We start from the raw sequence: 25775 nt of genomic DNA on the forward strand, positions 1-25775 counted from the left end.
AATAACCTTAACAAGGAATTTTTTTAAAAATCTATTTTACAATTAATATAAAAAGAGAGCGTGGATAACTCTTTGTATTGGCTCCATATTTTGGTAATATTATAGATACCCAAAATAAAAAAATATGAAGCCAACCAGACTTTTTGATTTGATTCCTTATCAGATCGCAACCTATGACAAGGTCATAGCGCTCTCGAAAAAGGAAAATGGAAGTTGGAAATCCTTTTCTTCAAGGGATGTAAAAGAAATAATAGACAATTTGAGTTTGGCTTTTCTGAAAACTGGAGTCTTACCAGGAGATAAAATTGCAATTATCTCTACTAATTGCCCTGAGTGGAATTTTGTTGATTTGGCCTTACAGCAGATCGGTGCTATTTCGATTCCTATGTATCCGACTATTACCGCGGCAGATTATGAGTACATTTTTGAGCATGCTGATGTCAAAATGATCTTCGTAGGAGATGGGGAGATTTATGCAAAAGCCAAAGAGGCTGCTGGAGATCGCTTGATTTATAGTTTTGAAAATTTGGAAGGAGCTATTTTTTGGGAGGACTTTCTGGCTATAGGTGTGAACGAAGATATTTTACGCTTAGAAAAAGCAAAGGAGCTAGTAAATCCAAGTGATCTTTTCACGATTATTTATACGTCAGGAACTACAGGCAGGCCAAAAGGCGTCATGCTCACCCACACCAATGTTTTGTCGAATGTGATGGCAATTGCAGAATTAATGACTCCTGAAGTCGGTAATTCCAGGGTACTTAGTTTCCTTCCCTTATGCCATATTTATGAGCGGACAGGGGCTTTCTGTTTTATGTATTTGGGTTTTTCCATTTACTATGCCGAAAGCTTAGAGACGTTAGGGGAAAATATGAAGGAAATAAAGCCGCATGCTTTCAATACCGTCCCACGTCTCTTGGAAAAAGTCTATGATAAGATTGTTGCGAAGGGATTTGAGCTGAAAGGAATTAAGAAAAGTCTTTTCTTCTGGGCGCTTAATCTTGGGTTGCAGTATGATCCTAAAAAGAAAATGGGTACCTGGTATAACATTCAATTGAATCTTGCCAATAAACTCATTTTTAGCAAATGGCGTGAAGCACTAGGCGGAGAAGTGATGCAGATCAATTCTGGAGCATCAGCTTTACAGCCTAGATTAGCACGCGTCTTTTGGGCAGCTGGGATCAAGGTCTGTGAAGGATATGGACTCACGGAGACTTCTCCGGTCGTTTCGGCCTCCATTTGTACAAATAAAGAAATGAGAATTGGATGGGTAGGAAAAATAGTGAACGATGTGAAAGTAAAAATCGCTGAGGACGGCGAGATACTCGTCCAAGGACCTAATGTAATGCAAGGTTACTACCGGCAACCTGAAATGACTGCAGAGGCTATTAAAAATGGCTGGTTTCATACCGGAGACATTGGCGAGGTAGATGGAGAGTTTTTAAAAATTACCGATAGGAAAAAAGAAATGTTCAAAACCTCCGGAGGCAAATACATAGCACCTCAGTTGATGGAAAATAAATTCAAAGAATCTACACTCATTGATCAGTTGGTGGTGATAGGTGAGAATAAGAATTACCCTTCTGCGCTTATAGTACCGAATTTCGAAGGATTAAGGGAATATTGTAAGCATAAGGAAATTCCTTATACGACTGATTCAGAAATGGTCAAAAAATCTGAGGTGGTAGAAAAATATGATCGAGAAGTAGAACAATTAAACAAGTATTTTGCGAAGTGGGAGCAAATCAAACGATTTAAACTTCTGTCAGAATCATGGGGAATTGAAACTGGAGAATTGACTCCCACGATGAAATTGAAGCGCAAGGTGATTTATCAGAAATACGAAAACTATATAGAACAACTCTACCAGGATTGATCTCATCTCTAGCTGTTCAATTCCTGTTTCCTATTTTCAATTTGTTAATTCTACTCAATTTTTTATCCACGGAAATTTATTCAATTACTGGTACTTCAGCTGCTATTTGTTACTAATTGCTTTTAATTCAGGCATTCCCTAGGTTCAAATTTGTGATGCATGCATAACTTTTTTGCGATATAGTATGCATGCATACAATATTTTTCCTATCTTGGTAATCATAATAATTGAAGCATTCTGCAGAGATGAAGAGAGAAGAGACAGTTGATTATCATATTAAAAGTGCCTGGCATGCGATCTCCAGGATGTACAATCAGCAAGCGGCTGCAGAAGATTTCACTACAGCGATAGGTTTTGTGTTGATCAATATCAACTCAAAAGAAGGTACTCCAGCTACTAAAATTGCTCCCCAGATAGGGTTGGAAACGAGAAGCCTTACTCGAATGCTGAAGACCATGGAGGAAAAGGGTTTGATTTTCAAAAAGCCAGATTTGATAGATAAGCGCTCTGTGCGTATTTATCTCACCGAGGAAGGCAAGCGAAAAAAAGCAATCTCTGTCAATACCATTCGAGAATTCAATGAGCAAGTTCGTGAAATGGTCAGTGAAGAAGATCTAGCTAATTTTTTCAGCGTTTTTGAAAAGATTCAATTAGTAATCGATCAAGTCCAGACTGATAAGGGAGTAGATATTAACAAACCAATATTTGAACTATAAACCAATATTCGCCACAACGTTTATAAAGAACAAAAGCCCAAAATTATGAATAGAACTATTAAAAAAGTTGCCGTTTTAGGTTCGGGAGTTATGGGATCCAGAATAGCCTGCCACTTTGCCAATATTGGCGTACAGGTACTTTTACTGGATATTGTACCTTTTGAACTCACCGAGCAAGAACAAAAAAAGGGACTGACTAAGGAAAACCCTGGAGTGAGAAACCGAATCGTGAATGATGCCTTGCAGAGTACGTTGAAGTCTAATCCTTCTGCTATTTATGACAAAGCATTCGCTTCAAGAATTACTACCGGTAATTTTGATGATGACCTTCCGAAAATCAAAGAGTACGATTGGGTGATCGAGGTGATTGTAGAGCGTCTGGATATCAAGCAATCGTTGTTTGAAAAGGTAGAAAAATTCCGAAAACCTGGCACGCTGATCACTTCGAATACCTCGGGAATTCCCATGCACATGATGTGTGAAGGAAGATCTGAGGACTTTCAGGAGAATTTTGTGGGTACTCACTTTTTCAATCCTCCTAGGTATTTACGCCTTTTGGAGATTATTCCCGGTCCAAAAACCAAGCCTGAAATCGTAGATTTCTTGATGGAATATGGTGATAAATTTCTCGGTAAAGAAACAGTTCTATGTAAGGATACGCCAGCATTTATAGCCAATAGAATTGGTGTGTATGCGATAATATCAGCTATGCATACCATTGAGAAAATGGGCTTAGGAGTATCAGAAGTTGATAAATTGACGGGTACATTGATCGGTAGAGCAAAGTCTGCCACGTTCAGAACTATGGATGTGGTGGGGCTAGATACTACCGTGAATGTGGCAAATAACCTTTACAAAGCGTTGCCAAACGATGAATCCAGAGAGAAATTCAAGCTACCTAAGATTGTAGAAGTTCTTTACAACAATAAGTGGTTTGGTGATAAAACAGGTCAAGGTTATTTCAAAATGATCCGTCATAAAGATGGTACCAAAGAGCTGAAAGAGTTGGATTTCAAAACGTTCGAATACAAGGATGTAGAAAAACCAAAGTTTAAAGCGCTGGAAGCGGCCAAGGAAATAGAAGATTTGAAAAAAAGAATCAAATTCTTGGTGAATTTTGAGGATAAAGCCGGAGAATTCTACCGCGCTACTTTCTATGATTTGTTTAGGTATTGCTCTAACCGTATCCCTGAGATTTCAGATGAATTGTACAGAATAGATCAGGCTGTATCCGCTGGTTTCGGCTGGGAGCTAGGTCCATTCGAAAACTGGGATTTACTCGGTGTGAAGGAAACAGTAGCTAAAATGGAAGCTGCCGGAGAAAAGCCAGCAGCGTGGGTCTATGAAATGCTGGAAGGAGGCAATGAGTCTTTCTATAAGGTAGAAAATGGCAAAAAGCATTACTACGACATTCCAAGTAAATCCTACTTAGAGGTGCCGGGAATGAATGATTTCATCATTTTGGATACCCTGAAATCTGCTGGAAAGAAAATCTGGAATAATCCGGGAGCCACAGTCTATGATATGGGCGATGACGTGATCGGACTGGAATTTCATACCAAAATGAATTCCATGGGTCAGGAAGTAATCGAAGGAATCAATACGGCCATAGGGATGGCTGAGAAGTCACATAAAGGATTGGTTATCGGAAATGAAGGAGCAAATTTCTCTGCAGGAGCCAATCTAGCTATGTTATTTATGTTTGCCGGTGATCAGGATTATGACGAGATCAATATGATGATTGCGCAGTTCCAGAATACGATGATGCGTGCTCGTTTTTCTTCAGTTCCTGTGGTAGTGGCTCCGCATAATATGGCTTTGGGCGGTGGATGTGAGCTATCTCTTCACTCTGATCACGTGCAGGCGCATGCGGAATTGTACATGGGATTGGTAGAAGTTGGCGTGGGATTGATTCCTGCCGGAGGTGGTACCAAAGAGATGACATTGAGATTCTCTAATGCCATTAACTCTGGCGATGTGGAATTGAATCAGCTACAGGAATATTTCTTAAATATCGCCATGGCTAAAGTTTCCACCTCTGCAGAAGAAGCTAGGAATCTAGGTTATTTGAGAAAATCAGACGGTATTACGCTGAATAGAAAACGTCAGTTGGCTGATGCCAAATCTAAAGTTCTTGCTATGCATGATGCAGGCTATACTCAGCCTATAGAGCAAACTAATATCAAAGTATTGGGTAAGGAATCGCTGGCATTATTTGATGCAGGAGTGACAGGCATGCAATACGGAGCATATATCTCTGAGCATGATGCGAAGATTGCCAGAAAACTAGCTTGGGTAATGTCTGGAGGGGATTTATCTCAACCGACTGAAGTTTCTGAACGATACTTACTGGACTTGGAGCGTGAAGCATTCTTGAGCTTAACTGGCGAAAAGAAAACGCTTGAAAGAATCCACAGTATCTTATTTAAAGGAAAACCACTTAGGAACTAGTACCAAGAGTTAAGTAGCAAGAATCAAGATTCAACCAAATTGATTGTCATGCATAATTTCAAGAATTTAAAAGTTTGGCAAAAGTCAGTAGAGCTGGCAGTTAAAATCTATCCTATTACTTCAGCCTTTCCAGCGTCAGAAAAGTTTGGAATGACTTCACAGATGAGACGAGCGGGAGTTTCAATCCCCTCGAATGGTGCTGAAGGAACAGCCAAATCTTCTTCAAAATCATTTTCTAACTCTCTTGAAATCAGTTTACGAGAAAGTTTCGAATTGGAAACTCAAATGATAATTGCAGAAAGAGTAAGCCTTATTTCAAATGAACTTGCTCAGGAATTAGAAGCTGATATTTCTGAAATTCAAAGAATGATAATTGGCTTTAAATCAACACTAACTTCTTAACCTCTAGATTCTTGACTCTTTTTAATCCCAAATAACTAATAAAACAACAAATAAATGGAAGCATATATAGTAAACGGATATAGATCAGCGGTAGGAAAGGCCAAAAAAGGAGGCTTCAGATTTTATCGACCGGATGATCTCGCGGCCGATGTGATCAAGCATCTAGTTGCAAATACACCAGGTTTGGAAGCTAAAATGGTGGATGACCTGATCGTGGGCAATGCAGTTCCGGAAGCGGAGCAAGGCATGCAGATGGGAAGAATGATTTCCCTACTAGCATTGGGCATAGAAAATCCAGGCTTTATCGTGAACCGTTACTGCGGTTCTGGTATCGAAGCGATTGCCTTGGCAGTGGGAAAAGTCAAAGCAGGAATGGCCGACTGCATCATCGCTGGTGGTACAGAGTCCATGTCACTTGTTCCGATGATGGGTTACAAGACAGTTTTGAACTATAAGATCGCCACTGAGCACCCTTCTTACTACCTCAGCATGGGATTAACAGCTGAGGAATTAGCGAAGGAATACGAGATCACCCGAGAAGAATCTGATGCTTTTTCTGTCAAATCTCACGAAAAAGCTATTGCGGCAATAACTGCCGGCAAATTTAAAGATGAGATAGTGCCAGTAGAAGTGGAAGAGACTTACTTGGATGAAAAAGGCAAAAAGAAAACTCGGAAGTATATAGTCGATACCGACGAAGGTCCAAGACCAGGCACTACGATGGAAGCTTTAGCAGGCTTAAAGCCAGCTTTCAAAAATGGAGGCCAGGTCACAGCTGGTAATTCCTCTCAAACTTCTGACGGCGCCGCATTCGTAGTGGTGATGTCTGAACGCCTGGTGAAAGAACTGAATCTGGAGCCTGTCGCTAGAATGATGTCCTACAGTGTAGCTGGCGTAGATCCGAGAATTATGGGAATCGGGCCGAAAGAAGCTGTTCCAAAAGCGCTGAAGCAAGCTGGACTTACGTTGAATGACATTGATTTGATCGAATTGAATGAAGCATTTGCTGCTCAAGGTCTATCTGTCATGAAAGCCTTGGATATGAATCCTGATATCGTGAATGTCAATGGTGGAGCAGTCGCACTTGGTCACCCGCTGGGATGTACTGGAGCTAAGCTTTCCATTCAGATTTTCAACGAGCTGCGCCGCCAAAATAAGAAATACGGTCTAGTCACAGCCTGCGTAGGTGGTGGCCAGGGAGTGGCGGGAGTATATGAATTATTAAAATAAGTATAAAGACCTAAGGCGCTAGACTTAAGACAATAGAATCTTGCGGTAGTCTTTTCATTAGGATTGTACCAATTCATCAATCATACACAAGTACAAAAAATGTTGAACGCAGTGATTCTTAAGTTCGATGCTCAATCGAGCTAAGTCTTTTGTCTAGCATCTATAATCTAACGTCTATAACATGGCTACAAAATCAACCCAAGGAGGAGAATTCCTCATCAAGGAGACTGATGCACAAGACATCTTTATTCCAGCAGAATTTACAGAAGAACAACGAATGATGGCTCAGGCCTGTCAGGACTTCATAGATACTGAGATCACACCACGAGCTCAGGAGATCGATAGCATGAAGGATCCCGATCTGGTGCCTTCTATTTTCAAAAAAGCCGGAGATCTTGGTCTTCTGGGAATTACCGTTCCTGAGGAATACGGAGGAATGGGGATGAGTTTCAATACTTCCATGCTGATTGCCGATATCATCGGTGCTGCAGGTTCTTTCTCTACCACCTATGGAGCGCACACAGGCATTGGTACTCTTCCAATTTTATACTATGGATCTGAAGAGCAAAAGAAAAAATACCTTCCAAAACTCGCTACCGGCGAATGGGCGGCATGTTATTGCCTGACTGAGCCAGATGCTGGCTCGGATGCGAATAGTGGAAAAACCAAAGCTACTCTTTCCGAAGATGGAAAAACTTACCATCTCAATGGACAGAAAATGTGGATTTCTAATGCTGGTTTTGCAGATCTTTTTATCGTTTTTGCCAAAATCGAAGATGATAAAAACTTGACTTGTTTTATCGTAGAGAAGTCTTTTGGCGGAATCACGATGAATGAGGAAGAGAAAAAGATGGGAATCAAAGGATCATCTACTCGTCAGGTCTTTTTCAACGACTGCCCAGTGCCATTGGAAAATATGCTTTCCGATCGTCAGAATGGATTTAAAATTGCCGTAAATATCCTGAACATAGGAAGAGTAAAGCTTGGCGCTGGAGTTCTTGGGGGCGTTCGCACAGTGACGACCAATGCTATAAAGTATTCCACAGAGCGCAAGCAATTTGGAGTAAGCATCAATTCTTTTGGAGCGATCAAATCCAAACTAGCCGAAATGGCTGCCAAATCTTACGTTGCGGAAGCGCTTTGCTACCGAGCTGGACAAGATATTGAGAACAAAATCAATGCGCTCGAAGCTGAAGGAATGGATCCTTCCGAGGCCAAATTGAAAGGAGTGGAAGCATTCGCGATTGAGTGCGCTATCGCAAAAGTGCAGTGCTCAGAAGTGCTGGATTATGTGGTCGATCAGGGAGTGCAGATTTATGGCGGTATGGGCTACTCTGCCGATGCACCCATGGAGCGCGCGTATCGTGATGCCAGAATTTCCAGGATTTATGAGGGGACTAACGAAATCAACCGTATGCTGATGGTAGGAATGCTACTCAAGCGTGCGATGAAGGGAGAAATCAACATCTTCGATCCGGCGATGGCCGTTTCCAAAGAACTTACTTCTGTGCCTTCCTTTGAGACGATTGATACATCTGAGCTTTTCGCAGCAGAAAAAGAAGTGCTTAAAAAGCTGAAGAAAGTCTTCCTTATGGTAGGTGGCAAGGCTGCCATGGTCCTTCAGGACAAAATCGAAGATGAGCAGGAAATCATGATGAATCTCGCCGATGTGATGATAGAGATCTACGCGAGTGAGTCTGCGATTCTTCGTACCGAAAAATTGGTTTCAATGAAAGGAGAAGACTCCTGCAAACACCAGATTGCAATGGCTCAGATCTACCTTTCAGAAGCAGTGGACAAGATCAATACCGCTGCCAAAGAAGCTATTGGAAGCTTCACCAAAGGAGACGAGCAGAAGGTCATGCTGATGGGATTGAAGCGCTTTACCAAAATGGAGCTTTACAATACCAAAGAGCTGAGAAGACAGATCGCTGATTACATGATCGATCAGGGAAAGTACCCATTCTAATGCTGTAATAAGTTAGGTACCTAAGCCTCCGAATTGCAAGAGTTCGGAGGCTTCTTTATTTTAACCTCGGTGGGTACAGCGTTTTCGCAGCGGGTGCAGCTGACATTTTGTTCAGGTCTTCAGGCTAGGAACTATTTCGATGCAATCTCCTGACTGTTTAAACGAGCTATTTTAGCCGCTAAATTCACATATAAGGAGTTCATAGAGATCTCTTTTACTAGTGGTTGAAAGCATTTATACTAACTTGTGGACGTTTAGTAATTCAGATTTTTACATCATATCAAACCATGCAAATCGTAGAACCTTTTAAAATCATAGGAATTACCAAAAGAACCTCAAACACCACAGGAAAAGCTGCTGAAGATTTGGGAGTGCTATGGAGAAGGTTTATTGAAGAACAGATAGGAGGGAAAATTTCTGGAAAAGTCAGTGAGGATATTTTCACGATTTACATGGAGTACGAGTCCGACTATAGAGGAGAATATACCTGTCTGATTGGCTATCAAGTGGATAGTTTGGAAATAGTCCCCAAAGGTCTGGTGGCTAAGGAATTTGATGGGGGCAAACACATCAAGTATGTAGCTCATGGAAAATTGCCGGAGGCCGTCGTCCAGACTTGGGAAGAAATCTGGTCTAAAGAAGGCGAACTTAATAGAAAATATACAGCAGATTTTGAAGTGTACGGAGCCAAATCTCAGCAAGGAGAGAATTCCGAGGTTGAGATTTTTATTGCTGTTAAATAGTTTTTTAGACTGCTTGAGTGATGAGAAATTCCCCCTACCTTAACAGAATTCAGTTACATCATTTCTCCCAATAACTATGGCTAAGCAACCAGAAGGCAAACCAAAGAACGACAAGTCTGCGGCTACCAAAACGTTAAAAGAAAAGCGTGCTGCCAAAGCCGCGAAAAAGGAAAGCAAGAAGAATAACTAGTAAAGAAACAGAGGTCAAAAGCCTCTGTTTTTTTGTGGTTAAGGTAATGTCCATAAAAACTAACAGTAGAATCATTCAGAGATTTCTGAGTTGGTCCATATTCGTCAAGTACCAAAGATTCTTCCACTAGGTTGCAGAAGCATGCTTCTTCGATGGAATAGGTACTTAACTATATAGACGTGTCATCTGCCTTAAAGCTTGTGTAAAAAATTTTTAGATCAGTCTCGACGAAGAGGTACCCCATGATCATATTTTCTGTATTCAACTCGACAGGAAACGGATATTTATATTTTAGCGCATTCACCTTACGGATACTTTTCGCTGAGTTCAATACTCCTCCCACTCCATTTCATTCATCGGGAATAGTGTACAGCTAATCTGCCACTAGGTTCCATTGATCTTATTTGCAGCGCAAAAAAATAGAGTAGCGATACTTTTGAAGCTGTAATCAAAATTATTCTGATGAAAACCATTTTAGTAATCGAAAACCATGAGTTGATGCGCTTATTTCTCGTCAACTACCTCTCCGCTGAATATGAGGTACACAGCGTCGCTTCGATCAAAGAAGCGATCACTTGGTTCAAAATCCAACAAGCCGATTTAGTATTGGCCGATTTTCCTACAAAAGAAGAGATAATGGAGATGAACATCCTACGGGCTGAGATTCAATCATCCAAAACAAACTTGGTTGTCTTGACTGACCAAGACAAAAGCGAGCAGCGAATCCAGGCTCTTCAGTGGGGAGCGAAAGATTGCCTGAGCAAACCATTCAATCCCGTGGAATTGAAACTTAGAATCCAAACTCAACTGCCAGCACAGCTCTCTTTTGGATCTCAAATCCGTCCAGTAGCTTAAAATCTAACTCTTATGAAAAAATCGCTACTTTATCTTCCCTTACTATTCATGGCTTGTGTACCCGAGCCTGATTTTGTCAAAAACCCCCAAGCAGAAACCGTCAATCAAGCGTATGGGGATTTCAATTTTAGTCTCACAGAGAATAGACAGATCAATCTAAGCTTCACTGATGAGAATGGTGTGGCTCACAAGGGCATCAAAATCGAGCTAAAACATCCAGAAACAAACCAAGTTCTTTTTAAAGGATTTACCTCCAGTACGGGTCAATTGGTATCCGAACTAGTGCTACCTACAGCTTTGGATCGAGTGGTGTTGCAAGCAAACTACATCGGTATTCCTAATCGCTTGCTGATTCCTGTGCAAAACAAGGCGATCAAACTTGATTTTAAAGGAGCAGTAAATACTGATCAAATCATTTCTTACGAGATTGATCCTAGCATAGAAACTGCTCGACTCCTAAATGCAAGAATGGAAGCCAACTTCCAAATCCAATATGCGGCTGCCTACGATAAAAATGGTGTGCCTGCTAACCTGGAGTCCAAGCTGGACTACATCTCTGCAGATGTTCTCAAAAACATCAATGCCTCTCTACCGGAATCACAGCCTGTGCCTCAGTTTCACCCAACTTATATCGCAGACGGTAAAAAAACTACCTTAGACGTGATCGAGTTGGCTGATGTTTGGCTGACTTTCGTCCACGAAGGAGCCGGCTGGAGAAATTCCATCGGATACTATACTTACCCTACCAATCAGCCTCCGCGCTCATTGAATGACATCAAGACCGTGACTATTGTTTTCCCAAATCTCTCTGCCAAAGGCAGTGGTGGCGAGCTCAAAGCTGGTCATAAGGTGAAAATTGGAAGGTTTGAACCTGGAACTTCTGTGGGAATGGTACTTCTGGCAAATGGTTGGAATGGTAATCAAGTCAAAGATTATTATCATGCCGTCTTTGCTGATAAAAATCTCAACCCGGAGCCGGACACAAAATTAAGACAGCATAATGTCTTGCTATGGGACGAGGAAAATAAGCTTTTCTTGCTTGGCTTTGAGGACGTCAGAAGGGACAATATTCCTATTCAATGTGATCAGGATTTCAATGACGCGATACTATTCGTTTCCTCTAATCCTGTGAAAGCCATCAGCACGGTAAACGTGAGTCCGGTGGATAAACCAGGAACAACAGACCGGGATGGAGATGGGATCAATGATAACCTGGATGAATATCCGGATGATAAAGACAAGGCTTATGATAGCTACTATCCTTCTGCCACGGGATTTGGATCCTTCGCTTTCGAAGACAACTGGCCTGAGATGGGAGATTATGACTTCAATGATCTGGTGGTGGACTATCAGATCAAGCAAACACATAATAGTGATAACAAGGTGGTGGAACTTCAGCCCAACTTCAAGTTCAGAGCGATAGGTGCAGGTTTCCGCAATGGTTTTGGATTCAGTACAGACTTGGCACCTTCAGATGTCAAAAGCATCACCGGTCAGCGCCTAGGTCCGAATTTGATCAAAAACTCATCTAATGGTACTGAAGCCAATCAATCTAAGGCGGTGATCATTGTCACTGACAATGTACACGAACTATTCGGAGCTCACGCTTTTGTCAATACTGATCCTTCCAACGCTACACATCAGCCAGTAGAGGTGAAATTAACCATCAAACTCACCACCCCGAAGACACGTTCCGAAATCGGATCTGCACCATACAATCCCTTCCTGATCGTATCTCAGGATCGGGGCAGGGAAGTACATTTGCCGAGCTATCCACCTACTAATCTGGCTGCTACGGAATATTTTGGTGAAGCAAATGACAATACAGATGTCTCCAAAAATCGCTACTATACCTCAAAGACCAGTTTGCCTTGGGCTATCCACACCCCGGAAAGTTTTGACTATCCTCAGGAAAAAATGGATGTGCGTAGTGGACACTTGAGATTTGACGACTGGGCCAAAAGCTCGGGCTATTCTTACATGGATTGGTACAGACCTCAGATTGGCTATAGAAATGATCAGAAATTATATAAAAAGTAAACGTTAGATCACCCGCTAACGATGACCTCGGCACTTTTGTCGAGGTCTTTTTTTGAAATGATATCCTGCAGAATGACGAAGAAAAAGATGCAGATTTTTCTCAGATCAACTCAAATGGAGCACCGCACTCATCATTTTTTGTGAAGCGTTTGATAGGTGAATACGCTTTCATTTGTGCAAAAAACCTATGCTCAAGAGAAAATGATGTTTTCGGAAATCTACTTTCTCGACATCAGAATTAATCTCCTCAAAAATTATTTTGAACTCATTTATCTAGTGATCGGCGAAATGTCCCACTTCATCGGCTAAACCACCGCATTCGCCTTATATCTCCCGCTCAGGGAGCATTCCAGCCTACTTTTGCAGCATCAATTAAGCATAGATTATGACTGCAAAACCAAAACTTCCCCTTTACAAAAGAACCTTTGACATCCTGATTTCAGGCCTTCTCCTCATCCTTCTGAGCCCACTCTTTATACTGGTCGCTATCTTGATCCGGTTGGAATCAAAAGGACCGATTTTCTACTATGCTTACCGCGTAGGCATGAATTATCACACCTTCAAATTCTATAAGTTTCGCTCCATGCGCACAGATGCAGATCGTCTGATGGATCAGCTGAAGCATCTCAACTCCTATAGCAAATCCGAGGAAGCTGACTCAATCTGGGTTCCGCTCAATAGAAGCCTGATCGTATCTGAAGCTGTAGATAAAATCCGGGTGAAGGATTCGGGCGTAATCGCTGAAAATCACTATGAATCGCTGAAAAGTGTGGCTGCAAGTCAGGCTTTCGTCAAGTTTGACAATGATCCACGAATCACCAAAGTAGGCAGATGGATCCGTAATCTCAGCATAGATGAGCTTCCCCAGCTGGTAAATATCCTCATCGGGGATATGTCATTGGTAGGAAATAGACCCCTACCTCTATATGAAGCTGAGGCTCTGACTTCGGACGAAGCCGTAGGCAGATTCATGGGACCGGCAGGATTAACTGGACTTTGGCAGGTGACTGAGCGTGGCAAAAAAGGAGTAGATGCCGCTTCTCGCTGTCAGCTGGACATCCATTATGCACAAAACTTCAACTTCTGGATGGATTTAAAAATCCTCCTCAAAACACCTTTGGCCGCCATCCAACACGAAAACGTCTAATGCGCCGTCTATTTCAATCCCTTACTTCTAGCTTAATTCGTAAGCCTGCCAGCGGCAAATTCATTCCATTTATCGATGGCCTACGATTTTTGGCTATAGTTCCGGTCATAGTTCAGCATGCCAATGAACGCTTGTTTAAATATGGTACGCTTCCGGATTTGAAGCCTCTTGAAGCACAACTTTCCTTTTTGATCTCACGGGGGACGGTAGGCGTATTTCTCTTTTTTGCGATCAGCGGTTTTGTCTTGAGCCTGCCTATTGCCAAAGTAGGCAATAGGGAAGAATATGGTTCTTATCTCAAGCGGAGACTTTATCGTATAGAGCCACCATTTCTTTTCTGGATGAGTTGCTGTGCCTTGCTTTTGCTCGTTTTGGGAAAATATCCACCTATCGAACTGCTCCGGCATTTTGCAGCGACGATCACTTACACCCATCAGCTTTTTTATCAAGACTACTCTATCATCAATCCTGTAGCCTGGTCGCTTGAGGTGGAGATTCAGTTCTATTTGCTCGCACCTTTTATAGGGGCTGCCTATTTCCACTGCCAGAAAATCGGTATGAGAAGAATAGGTCTTATGGGCTTTATACTTGGATGGATGGTTTTTCAACATACAATGGGCTGGCAAGCAGGCCCTTGGAAAGCTACGCTTCTGGGACAATTGCCACATTTTCTCATAGGCATGTTAGTGGCAGATCTTTATCACTACCCTATAGCCCGGCTGCAAAACTTCCGATTCTGGGATTTGCTTTTGCCGGTGTTTGCACTCGTGATGGCTTACTCCTGGACCGCTGAACTTTGGAAATCTATGGTTTTCGAAGTAGCACTACTGGGAATCTTTCTTTCCGCTTTCTATGGCAAACTCACCCATCGCATGCTCTCACTTTCCTGGGTTGCGATCATCGGCGGGATGTGTTATTCCATCTACCTCATTCACCTGCCTATCCTGGAGGGCTTCTATTCTTTCATCGGTAGATTCGGTCAGTGGTCGGGATATTTGGGTCAGTTGTCGATATCCCTGAGCATTGCCCTTCCGCTGCTCTTTCTTTGTAGCATCATTGCTTATCGGTGGGTGGAGCAACCTTTTATGAGAAAAGGAAAAGGAGCCAAAAAGTCAAGCTTCCTTATCAATCTCCACACGCCGAATAAAGCACAAACAGCAAACTCATGAAAAACGGGATTCTACTTGTATTCTTTATTCTTCTTAGCTTTTTGGCACCTGCACAGGATTTCCAAGGACTCACGATGGAGAGACTTCGACCTCTGGACGAACTGATCCAAGATGCCTTGGCAAATGCTCCGCTCATCGATCGACTCAGCATGGGTCAGGCTCAAAAGGAGCAGGAAATCATTCTCAACAGAAAAGCCTGGATGCAACATATCGCCCTCACCGGCGGCTATAACTATGGCAATGGCGTCATCGCAGACAATATGGCCTCGGCTACCGATAACTCGGCGGTATTTCGCACCAGCACGTTCGCCACTTACAATATGGGTATTTCGCTACGCCTGCCGATCTCCGAGTTCACCACTCAAAAGAACAAAGTGAAGATTCATCAGCTGGCGATAGAGGAGCTTGAGTACCAAAAAGAGGATTTGAGAAACGTGATTACTGAGGAAGTCATCAAGCGGTACAATTCCCTGGAGCGCGCACTCACGACCATCAAGCTACAAGCCCTCAAAGTAGAATCCGACGAAGCCGCCGTGCAGGTCACTGAGAAATATTTCAAATCAGGCACAGCCGATATCGATCAATACAGAATGGCGCTGGATATCCTCACCACGGCAAAGATCGAACTGGAAAAAACCAAAAGTGATGCTTGGTTCTACAAGCGGACCTTGGAAGAAGTAGTAGGTACAGCTATCCTTCAGTAACACATGAGCTTCACTCAAATCATCCGCCTTTTGGTGCGTTTTGCACCTTACATTCTGAGCTCTGCCATCCTTATGGCCGGTGCTACTGCTCTCATGACGATGAATTCTAAAAAAGAATACAAAAGTCATACGCTGCTCAATACCGGGCTCATCTCCGGCTACAATATCGAAAGTAACAAAGGTGACAGGATAGACTATGCCTTCACCAACAATGAGATGGAAAATCTCATCAACATTGCTAGTTCTTTTGAAACCAACAAAGAACTCTCCGCCAGAATCCTCGCCGATCTGATGCTCGCGCAGGCGAATGGTAAAAAAGTACTTTTATCCGAAAATCTACCCGAATGGTACAACCTCCTCGAGCAGATTCCTTTCAACATTGATAAATCTGATGATACCCAACAAGTATATCAGCAAATCATTGACATCGCCGAATCAGATAAAGACAACGCCATCTATCAGTTGATGCACTCTAAGAATCCAATCATGGGTCTGGAGCAATTGGAAAATCTCAAGGTGGTCCGAGAAGGAAGCTCCGATATGATCCGGATGGAATATGCCTCGATAGATCCTTATCTGAGTCAAAGGATCCTAAGCTTGCTTACAGACATTTTTATGCAAAAGCAGCAGCGGATCAAAGAAGGACAGACTGACTCGGTGATCAAGTTCTTTGAGGAGGCTACGCAAAAAACGCTTACCAGACTACAAGGAGCGGAGGATGAGCTATTGAAGTTTCGTGTGAAAAATCAAATCATCAACTATTACGAACAAACCAGATTCATCGCCGGCAACAGAGAGGAGTTGGAGAAAGAATACCAAGAGCAACTTAGAATCAAAGCCGCCTCTGAGTCAGCCCTACAGCGGGTAAATCTTGAAATCAAGGATAAGCGAGTGCTTTCTTCACTTCAAAATCAAATCGCTGAGAATCAAGGTAAGTTGGCAGACTACAATTTTGCGCTGATGGAGCTTGACCTGATCTCTGACAATCAAAAAGAAGATCCCAATCTGGGACTTCGTCAAGAACTGGAGGCAAAGATCGCTTCTCTTCGTGGAGAAGTCATGGGTGCTACCTATTCGGTGGTGGACGTGAACCAAACCTCTGATGGTCTTCCCACACAAAATCTGCTTTCCCAATGGCTCAGCTCGGTAATCACCAAGGAAGAATCTACTGCAAAGATCCAGGTAATGGATCAGCGCATGAAAGAATACGAACAGATCTATGACCGATTTGCTCCCCTGGGTTCTACCCTGAAAAGGTTGGAAAGTGAGATTGATGTAGCGGAGCGGGAATATTTGGAAAATCTCCACTCCTTCAATCAGGCCCGACTCCATAAGTATAACATGGAAATGTCTAGTAATTTGAAGGTGATAGACAAGCCATTCTATCCTGCTCAGGCAGAGAAGTCCAAAGCACTGATGTTGCTAGTGCTTTCATTCGTAGTAGGATTGGTGGTGCCAAGCGGCGTGCTGATAGGAGCTGAAGTGATGGACGGCAGTCTCAAAAGTCCCAAAAATGCTTCAGAGCAAACTGGACTGGCAGTGGCAGGTATGCTTCCGCTTTATCCCAAAAAGAAAGAAAAAAGCCCGGTTGATTTTGACACATTGGATAAGCAGGCGATGAATCTATTTCTCCAGGAGCTAAAAGTAGCCGCCAGAAATACAGAGGGAAAATGTCTGATCTCTGTTTGTAGCATTCATCCCAAGGAAGGAAAAAGTACGCTGATTGATAAAATTCAAGGTTTTATCTCTACTCATTCTCCTGCGGATCTTAGCAAGTTTGATTTCAGAGAAATACCCTCGCTCTTGAATAATCCCTACGGAGATGATCAAATCCAAGGCTCAGGTATCCATCTGCTAGTCACGAATGCTGCACGTAAGTGGACAGAAGCGGATCAGCATGCACTCAAAAATTATAAGAAATACGTAGGCAAAAAGCCTCTTCTCCTTCTCAATCGCGTGCGTACGGATATCATGGAAGACATCACCGGCGAGGTGCCTAGACGTAGAAGCTGGCTGCGTACCCGAATCAAATCCCTTTTGAGCTAACATTCCCCTGATCACATGAAGACAATTATTTGTCATAGTTTCCCTGCCTGGGATACCCCTTATATAAAATCAACGTTGGAGTTGATCACCCGCATGGCTAAGAGTCATCGGGTGATCTTCCTGGATTACAGTTATACCTTGAAAGATCTGATAGCCAATAAGCATGCACCAAAGCAGGCTTTACTTGGAAAAGCGAAGGGAAAGAGACTGATCTCAACCGATTTTGGGCAAGTGGAAGTCTATAATTCTAGACCAATGATCCCGGTAAACTGGGTGAGCAATCCCCTGCTTTTCAGAGTAATCATGATGCTGAATGCCTTTATCCAATCTTTTACCATCCAATCAATTCTGAAAACCATCGATCCAGAGGAGACAGAGTTGATCAATGCTTTCAACCCAGTTTACGGACACTTCACCGCCAAGTATTGGCAGGGATTGCCTGCCAGCTATTATTCCTACGACAACTTGGCTGCCACGCACTGGTCTGGCAAGTGGGGAGCGATCTACGAAGAGCGATTTCTAGCTGAGGTCAATCGGGTGATCGTCAGTTCCCATGGGTTGGTAGAAAAATTTCGTGGCAAACACCCGAATGTCAAATGCGTTAAAAATGGGGTGAATCTGGCGAATTTCAACCAGCCCACTACTGAGAAAACCTACTCAAAAACCATAGGCTACCTCGGTGCCTTCGATGATCGAGTAGATCTAGAACTGATGCAGCGTGTCGCTCAGGCATATCCTGACTATGCGGTGGAAATACTTGGAGAGCTGAAAATTCCCATAAAAAGTCTTCCTACAAACCTTCATTTCTTAGGTGCAAAACCTCAGGATCAGCTGAATGATTTGCTGAAAAATTGGGATGCAGCCTTGATTCCTTTCGTGAAAAATGAGTTTACTAAAAACATCTATCCCCTAAAAATCAATGAATACCTCGCTGCGGGCAAGCCTGTGATCAGTACCGACTTTGCAGATCTGGAGGAGTTCAAAGGCCTAATCAAAGTGGCTCAAACTCAAGAGGAATTTATGGAGTTGATCGCCAAAGAAATTCGATATAATAATCGGGTGAAGATCAGTAAGCGCATCTCCTTTGCCCGACAGAATAGTTGGGAAGCTCGCACCAGCCTTTTTCTTCAAGCTTTAGCCTCCTGATGGGAGGCTTTTTCATTGGTCGCTATCTCCACGTCATTCGTCTGCTTCCCCCGGTCACTCATCGGAATAAATCTCCGCTTGGGGTAAGGAGAAGTACTTTTGAGCATCAATAAGACACAAGTCAGATCTCATGGAGTTAAGTCATTCATCAAGCAAGAAGTACGGCGCCTCCCAATTCCTCAGCGGATTGGGGATCCTGATTCTGCTTGGATTTTGGGTGCTAGGCCTGGCGATGATCAAGGTGCTGGGTCTCATCGGAGCGGTATTACTATTGGGATTGCCTTTTGCGATAGCACTGCTAGCCTACTTATGGGCCCGCCCAAAAGCCGCTATTTGGATCAGTCTCATCATGGGATTCTTGATCTCTGGTGTAGGCAGATACGTAAATGCTCCTTGGGGATTGTCTATAGATATCTTGCTCTTTTTGGCCTTGGTCATCATTTTCATCAATAAGGGAATTAAGATCAACTGGAAGCTAGCCAAGACGGATTTGGTTTTTTTCTCCCTCGTTTGGATGGCCTATTTGGCACTTGAGATTTTCAATCCTGCAGGAAATGGCTTTGAAGCCTGGTTTTATGCCATGCGAGGGATAGGCTTCTATCAAGCGATGGCTGTACCCATGGTTTATCTACTTTTCCGTGAGGAGAAAGACTTTCATACTTTCCTCAATATTCTGATTATCCTATCTCTGGCCGGTACGCTTTGGGGCTTTCGCCAGCAGCTGTTTGGTGTGGATGCGGCTGAATATCGCTGGCTGTGGGACGAAAATCACCAAGACGAGCATGTCCTCCATGGCGTGTTGCGGGTATTTTCCTTCTACTCTGATGCAGGACAATTCGGCGCTTCCCAGGCCATGATGGCGATGCTGATGGGAATCTTGGCCATAGGTCCTTTTTCTATGGGCAAAAGAATCTGGTATGGAAGTCTGGCGATTGTATTCTTCCTGGGGTTTGCGATCTCTGGCACGCGAGGAGCTTTGGCAGTACCGCTTTTCGGAGGATTGGCTTATTTGATCTGCACGAGAAATTTCAAAATACTTATCGGTGGCATCAGTGCCATGGCACTTGTGTTCATTGTACTGAAGTTCACCTTTATGTTTCAGGGTGTGGAGCAGGTACGTCGGATGCGTTCAGCGCTTGATCCCGACAACCCTTCTTTGCAGGTGCGACTGGACAATCAGCGAACTTTTGGACGATACCTCGCCGATAAGCCTTTCGGTGGAGGTGTGGGAACGGCTGGATTCTGGGGAGCCCGATTCAATCCTAACTCACTGATGGCCAATACTGCTACTGACAGCTGGTATGTGAAAATTTGGGCCGAAACCGGAATTGTGGGCTTGGCTATTCACCTCAGCTTCCTCGGCTATGTACTCGGCAAAGGCGGACACATCAGCATGAATCTCAAAGACAAAACTCAAAAAACCTATGCCATGGCGATCTATGCCTGCATCGTGGGGGTGGTGTTCTCTAGTTACGGCAATCAGGTTTTTGGTCAGATGCCTACCGGCATGATCATGAACCTCGCCATTCCTTTCTTATTCCTTATTCCTTCCTGGAGCAAAAAACATTAAAATGGAACTATTCATCATCCTACTTTCAGCGATTATCCTCGCCTATCTCTTGATAAGTGCTGCCTACCAAATGATCTTGGCTATAGCCTCAAAAACTTACAAAAACAAAATCCTAACTGATAGCCAAGCGAAAATATCTCTCTTGATCTTAGTCCCTACGTATCGATCTGATGCAGCTATTCTGGAATCTACCCGAGCAAACCTCTCCCTTATTCAGTCTCTCACCCATGTCCACTACCTTATCGTAGCTGATTCTCTTCAGGAACATACGAAGCAATCCCTGAGGGAAATGGGAGCGGATGTACTGTCAGTTAGCTTTGCAAAAAGCACCAAAGTGAAGTCTATACAAGCCGCGATGACAGGAGAGCAAAGGCTGAAGGGATTTGATTCAGTGCTAATCTTAGATGCGGATAATGTGCTTCATCCGGACTTTTATCAAGCAGCAATCTCGTATAGATCCGCCGGTTTTCAGGTAATTCAGGGAGAACGTCTTCCTGCTAATCAGAATACAGGAATGGCGATTTTGGATGGCCTGTCAGAGAAGGCTAACCAAGAGATGCTTTGCAAAGGAGCCAATCAACTGGGTTTTTCAAGTAAATTAACCGGTTCGGCGATGGTGTTTGACTACAGGTTGTTTGAAGAAGTGATCGCCCAATGCACCGCGATCGGGGGCTTTGACAAGGAGCTGGAATTGCTGTTGACAGCCAAAGGTATTCCTATTCAATATGCGCCTGAGTTGGCAGTTTACGACGAAAAGGTAAGTAGCAGTGCAGATTTTGCAAAGCAGCGCGGCAGATGGCTGGAAAGCCAATACACTTTCCTTAAAAAATCAATCAAACCGGCTGTGCGTCTGGCTTTCCGCGGGAATTTTGATTATCTGCACAAAAGCCTGCAACTCGCCCTACCACCAAGAGTGCTCGCTCCGCTAGTGTTGGTTTTACTTATTCTTACTCAGGCTATTCTAGGAAATTTCCTTCTGGCAGCGGGTAGTCTTTTCACCCTCCTGCTACTTCTTGGTTCTTACCTCATCGTGATTCCTAGCGGCATGTGGAGGGGGAAAAGCACCCTCATTCTCCAGACTATGCCCAAGCTTTTCTCCGCAGGATTGAACTCCCTGACTTGGATGAAGCGCTCGAAGAAAGAGTTTTTGCATACCACACACAAGCCGATCAACTCATGATAACGGAAGGTGTGCCCTGGATTTTGCTTCTCCCACTAGCCCTGATGTTTGTGGTTTGGGGAGTAAATAGTAGCCGAGCTGAGATGGCAAAGGCCAACTCGAAATGTCAACAAAAGAAAAAATCTAAGAATTCATGAAATCCAAACTAGCTATACTCCTTATCTGCAAATCACTCCCTTGGCGATTCAAAGGTGGCATTCAGACGCATACCTGGGATCTCGCGCAGGCACTACAACAGAAAGGAAATGCAGTCACTATTCTCACTGGTGGTTCTTTTTTCAAAAAAGAAAAAACTACCCTGCTTGAAGGAATACAGATTATCGACCTGCCCTACTTTCCTGGGAGATATGTGCCGTTTATCTCCTTTCTGGCGGAGGAATTTGCTTTCAATCAGCAAGTTAAAAGCTGGGTAAATGGACATCATGCAGCGTATGATATCATTCATGCTCAGGGGCGAAGTGGATATCTTCTTTACCAAAATCCTAAACTTCATTCCAAAATCATACAGACTATTCATGGGATGACTGGAATAGAATCTGAGGCGGACTCCCAGCAAAACCTGAACACAAGACTGCATCGTTTTTTTGCTGAGAGGTGGGAAAATAGGCTGCTGCAGGTATCGAGCAAGGCCATCACTGTCAGCGAAGATCTCAAGGCGAGCGTGATCCTCCAAAATCAAAACTCCGCTTATAAAATCAATGTCATTCCCAATGGCGTGAGTCAAATGAATAACGCTAAAAGAGGTAATCAAGCACTTAATCGTTTTGTATTTGTGGGCAGACTACATCCGGTGAAGGGATTGGTTCCGCTGATTCATGCGATCGCAACATCCGAGACCAAAATCTACCTGGACATCATCGGAGAAGGTCCGCAGCGAAAAGATCTAGATCAGCTAGTGGCTGACCTGCACTTGTCTGATCAGGTCAGGTTGTTTGGAGCTTTTGACAATGCCGTCGTACAGCATTTACTACCTCATTATAAAGCGTTGGTGCTTCCCTCGATCTATGAATCCCAAGGAATCGTTTTGTTGGAAGCTAATCTCCGTGGCATTCCTGTGATCGCTTCGGATATTCCTTCGATTCGTGAGACCGTCACCTCCGGGGTAAACGGGTTGTTATGTGATCTAGCTCAGCCGGAGTCATTTGTCCTGGCCATGAAGCAGCTTATTGATAATCCTCACTACGCCAAGAAGCTCGGCGCTCAGGGCAAAGAATTAGTCCTTAGTAACTACTCCTGGAACAGCATCGCAGATCAGACCATCGCCCTTTATCATCAAATAGCTAGCTAATGAAGAAGTTTTTGAAGAGCAAAGCCTTTTCCGGAACCGTGATGGCGCTGGGCGGCCAAGCGGCATTTTTGCTTAGCAATATGATCCTGTTTTTGATCGTCGTCAGGGAGTTTTCTCAGGAGGAGTTTGGCGTTTGGGGATTATACCTGACCATCATCGCGCTGCTGGACGGCTTGCGTCAGGGGCTTTTACAGAATGGACTCACCCGCTTTCTCATACTGGAGCCGGAGAGCGAAAGAGAGATTTTAGGTTCGGGGTTGATTCTACACTTAGGCTATATACTGATAGCTTCTGCGCTGCTGGCCATTTTCGCATCTCCTATCGCTGAGTTTTGGGGTATGCCTGAGATGCGGAGCTTGCTTGAGCTTTCTATTCTGCCTCTGATGAGCATAGGTACGATACAGGGTATTTCCGTTTTATGCTTCGCAAAACACAAAAGCGCAGCTTATTTATTCCTTAATCTGGGCTATTTGCTGGCATTTGTAGCAGGTCTCGGTTTTGTTTTCTTCACAGGCGAACTTAGTCTTGCTTCTATTCTCTGGGTTCAGGGCTTTGCCTGTTTGATTCCGCTAGGTTTGTCATTGTTTTTTTCTTTGGGCAAAATCGGTCTGCCTTCCCTTCGTTGGCTAGTAGCCTTGCTTCAGTATGGGAAGTATATAGCAGGCACTAATATGTTTTCCCTGCTTTTTCAAAAGGCTGATATCTTCATGATTGGCTACTTTTTGAATCCGGCAGCGGTGGGATTGTTCCATCTTGCGACTAAGATTATTCAGTACATAGAGCTGCCTTTATCTGCACTGAGTCAGACGATTTATCCCCGATTAGCGGCTACTCATCGGTCTAATGATGTCACTCAACTTAATGCAGAATACGCCCGAGGAATACTGCTGTTATTTGTACTGTTATCTCCTGCTGCACTCTTGGTGATGGTTTTCGCTACACCAATCGTGACCCTGCTGAGTTCGGAAGATTACCTGGGTACAGTCCCTCTCTTGATGATTTTGGTTCCGGCCACACTCATCAAACCTTGGGGAAGAGTGTTCGGGTTGGCGCTGGATGCAGTAGGTAAGCCACAGGTCAACTTTCAACTTTTGGGATTCAGCTTGGCTGTAAATGTCATCTTGAATCTCATCCTGATTCAAACTTTTGGATTGATCGGAGCGGCTATCGCTACCAGCACGAGTATCGTGGTTACGATCATCCTAGGTCAGATTAGGATCAAGAAGTATATGAAGGTTTCCTCCGGCATGGGGCTGATTCATTTTGCAAAACATACACTTACTCAAAATTTTAATTTCAAAACATCATGAATTTAACCTTTGGACAAGCACAGGTATTCACAAGCAAAAGGATGACTCAATCTCCGATGCTTTCTAAGCTTTTCAATCAGATCTTCGGTTATACGAATGTGGGTAATTACGCCAGATTTACCATTTTCAAAGAGTTGATCAAAGAAATTCCTTTTTCGCAACGACCGGAAATTCTGGACTTGGGTACTGGCTATGGAGAATATGCCATCAGTATGGCGACAGCCCTGCCCAATGCGATCGTGCATGCGCTAGATATCGATGGTGAACGAATCGATACGGTCAATCAGGCGGTCAGCAAAGCGAGAATTTCCAATATCAGAACGCATCATGCTTTTTTAGAAAACACGGCTATCTCTGAGCTAGACTTTGTATTCTCAGTGGACGTATTTGAGCATATTTTGCCGGCACAGATGCCATTCAAGACGGTGCATGAGAAGCTGAAGCCGGGAGGTTATTTCTTGGTCAAAATCCCAAATGTGACTCAGCAGACCATTTTTCCAGAGCGCTATTTCGAAGAGCACCACGACTGGCTCGAGGAAGAGCATGTAGGTCAGGTATATGATCTGGATGGACTGAAAGCAAGATTTATCGAAGAAGGATTTGAAGTGATTCACGCCTCGTATTCCGACGGGATCATTTCCCGATTGGCTTGGGAATTGGCTTATTTGGGCAAAAAGGCCGGAATTATCACACAATTACTCAGCCTTCCGCTGGCGAAAGGTTTGATTCATTTGGATAGAATTTTCCATCAGAAAAAGGACGGAAACGCCATTCAGGTGATCGGAAGAAAAGTGTATCCCTAATGAACGCACCCTTAGTCAGCATCATCACAGTCAATTATAAGCAAGCGGAAGTCAGCGGTCAGCTTCTGAAAAGTCTCGCTTCGCTGAGTTATCCTCATTTAGAAGTGATTCTGGTGGACAACGAACAGGCCAATTCAGACGAGGGATTTTACAATCAACTATTCCCTGGCCTTCAAGTCATCAATTCACCAATCAATCTAGGCTTTGCAGGAGCAAATAATCTTGGAATTAAGGCAGCTAGCGGCGATTTTATTTTCTTGCTCAATAATGATACAGAAGTTGCGGACGGAGTGATCGAGCAGCTAGTGGCGGCTTTTGCGCATCCAAGTATCGGTGCCATCTCTCCCATCCTTCGCTATCACGAAAGTCCTGGCAAAATTCAGTTTGCAGGCTATACGACTATTCATCCGCTCACGGGTCGAAACGAACCCATCCGTCACAGTGATGGAGACATTTTGGCGGATACGCCCTACATACATGGAGCGGCAGTGATGATTCCTCGCCAGGTAATAGCTGCCGTGGGAGAGATGCCGGAGGAATTCTTTCTATACTATGAGGAACTGGACTGGTCGGAGCGAATTAAGGCTTTGGGCTATGAGTTGAAAGTGCTCAAATCCGTGAGTGTGCTGCACAAGGAATCGATCAGCACGGGCAAGCATTCTCCTTTGAAAGTCTATTACCAGACTAGAAACAGACTTCATTTCATGCGGAGAAACTTTGCACATGCCTGGGTTTTCACTACGTTCTTTTTACTGGTGAGTCTGCCCAAAAATGTATTGAGCTATTCGCTAAAGCATCAAAAATCACACTTGAGGGCCTTTAATCTGGGCTGGCGTCATGCCTTGCTCCAGAAGCGATTTGGATCTGTGGATCCTAAAATCCTGCTAGCAAACAGACACTGATCGATGAATACTGTCAATAATCCATCGGGAATTAGCATTGG

The 25775-nt window shown here is 43.6% G+C and carries 20 protein-coding genes; all 20 read left to right on the forward strand.

The window, feature by feature from the left end; all coding sequences use genetic code 11:
* Positions 1-124: 124 nt before the first annotated feature.
* A complete protein-coding gene (locus ABJH64_RS07485) occupies positions 125-1873 on the forward strand; it encodes a long-chain fatty acid--CoA ligase (RefSeq protein ID WP_348275387.1) in 1749 nt (582 codons plus the stop codon).
* 245 nt (positions 1874-2118) lie between these two features.
* A complete protein-coding gene (locus ABJH64_RS07490) occupies positions 2119-2589 on the forward strand; it encodes a MarR family transcriptional regulator (protein WP_348275388.1) in 471 nt (156 codons plus the stop codon).
* A 45-nt stretch (positions 2590-2634) separates the two neighbouring features.
* The gene (locus ABJH64_RS07495) at positions 2635-5040 is read left to right on the forward strand and encodes a 3-hydroxyacyl-CoA dehydrogenase/enoyl-CoA hydratase family protein (protein ID WP_348275389.1); all 2406 of its coding nucleotides are present in this window, start codon (positions 2635-2637) and stop codon (positions 5038-5040) included.
* A 48-nt stretch (positions 5041-5088) separates the two neighbouring features.
* Positions 5089-5442: a four helix bundle protein gene (locus ABJH64_RS07500; RefSeq protein WP_348275390.1), complete on the forward strand. Its 354-nt coding sequence runs from the start codon at positions 5089-5091 to the stop codon at positions 5440-5442.
* A gap of 54 nt (positions 5443-5496) precedes the next feature.
* Positions 5497-6672 (forward strand): acetyl-CoA C-acyltransferase, encoded by a 1176-nt coding sequence (locus ABJH64_RS07505; RefSeq protein WP_348275391.1) that lies wholly within the window; start codon positions 5497-5499, stop codon positions 6670-6672.
* A 181-nt stretch (positions 6673-6853) separates the two neighbouring features.
* Positions 6854-8641, forward strand: a complete 1788-nt coding sequence (locus tag ABJH64_RS07510; protein ID WP_348275392.1) for an acyl-CoA dehydrogenase family protein — start codon at positions 6854-6856, stop codon at positions 8639-8641.
* 287 nt (positions 8642-8928) lie between these two features.
* Positions 8929-9384, forward strand: a complete 456-nt coding sequence (locus ABJH64_RS07515) for an effector binding domain-containing protein (RefSeq protein WP_348275393.1) — start codon at positions 8929-8931, stop codon at positions 9382-9384.
* A gap of 652 nt (positions 9385-10036) precedes the next feature.
* Entirely contained in the window at positions 10037-10429 is a 393-nt protein-coding gene (locus ABJH64_RS07520) for a response regulator (RefSeq protein ID WP_348275394.1), read from the forward strand.
* Positions 10430-10441: 12 nt separating this feature from the next.
* The gene (locus ABJH64_RS07525; protein WP_348275395.1) at positions 10442-12469 is read left to right on the forward strand and encodes an LruC domain-containing protein; all 2028 of its coding nucleotides are present in this window, start codon (positions 10442-10444) and stop codon (positions 12467-12469) included.
* Between the two features lie 385 nt (positions 12470-12854).
* Complete coding sequence (locus tag ABJH64_RS07530) at positions 12855-13616, forward strand: sugar transferase (protein ID WP_348275396.1); 762 nt, start codon at positions 12855-12857, stop codon at positions 13614-13616.
* Entirely contained in the window at positions 13616-14785 is a 1170-nt protein-coding gene (locus ABJH64_RS07535; RefSeq protein WP_348275397.1) for an acyltransferase, read from the forward strand. Before ABJH64_RS07530 ends, ABJH64_RS07535 begins: the two co-directional genes overlap by 1 nt.
* Complete coding sequence (locus ABJH64_RS07540; RefSeq protein ID WP_348275398.1) at positions 14782-15489, forward strand: TolC family protein; 708 nt, start codon at positions 14782-14784, stop codon at positions 15487-15489. Before ABJH64_RS07535 ends, ABJH64_RS07540 begins: the two co-directional genes overlap by 4 nt.
* 3 nt (positions 15490-15492) lie before the next feature.
* Complete coding sequence (locus ABJH64_RS07545) at positions 15493-17535, forward strand: hypothetical protein (protein ID WP_348275399.1); 2043 nt, start codon at positions 15493-15495, stop codon at positions 17533-17535.
* 15 nt (positions 17536-17550) lie between these two features.
* Positions 17551-18681, forward strand: coding sequence for a glycosyltransferase (locus ABJH64_RS07550; protein ID WP_348275400.1), 1131 nt, complete (start codon positions 17551-17553; stop codon positions 18679-18681).
* 130 nt (positions 18682-18811) lie between these two features.
* Complete coding sequence (locus tag ABJH64_RS07555; protein ID WP_348275401.1) at positions 18812-20251, forward strand: O-antigen ligase family protein; 1440 nt, start codon at positions 18812-18814, stop codon at positions 20249-20251.
* 1 nt (position 20252) lies between these two features.
* Entirely contained in the window at positions 20253-21431 is a 1179-nt protein-coding gene (locus tag ABJH64_RS07560) for a glycosyltransferase (RefSeq protein WP_348299307.1), read from the forward strand.
* A gap of 133 nt (positions 21432-21564) precedes the next feature.
* Positions 21565-22719: a glycosyltransferase family 4 protein gene (locus ABJH64_RS07565; protein WP_348274483.1), complete on the forward strand. Its 1155-nt coding sequence runs from the start codon at positions 21565-21567 to the stop codon at positions 22717-22719.
* The gene (locus tag ABJH64_RS07570) at positions 22719-24029 is read left to right on the forward strand and encodes a flippase (RefSeq protein WP_348274482.1); all 1311 of its coding nucleotides are present in this window, start codon (positions 22719-22721) and stop codon (positions 24027-24029) included. Before ABJH64_RS07565 ends, ABJH64_RS07570 begins: the two co-directional genes overlap by 1 nt.
* The gene (locus tag ABJH64_RS07575) at positions 24026-24832 is read left to right on the forward strand and encodes a class I SAM-dependent methyltransferase (protein ID WP_348299309.1); all 807 of its coding nucleotides are present in this window, start codon (positions 24026-24028) and stop codon (positions 24830-24832) included. The genes ABJH64_RS07570 and ABJH64_RS07575 overlap by 4 nt, the downstream gene beginning before the upstream one ends.
* Positions 24832-25734, forward strand: a complete 903-nt coding sequence (locus ABJH64_RS07580; RefSeq protein WP_348277344.1) for a glycosyltransferase family 2 protein — start codon at positions 24832-24834, stop codon at positions 25732-25734. The genes ABJH64_RS07575 and ABJH64_RS07580 overlap by 1 nt, the downstream gene beginning before the upstream one ends.
* Positions 25735-25775 lie beyond the last annotated feature (41 nt).

Origin of the sequence: Algoriphagus sp., assembly GCF_039969895.1 — a bacterium.
GTDB lineage: Bacteria > Bacteroidota > Bacteroidia > Cytophagales > Cyclobacteriaceae > Algoriphagus.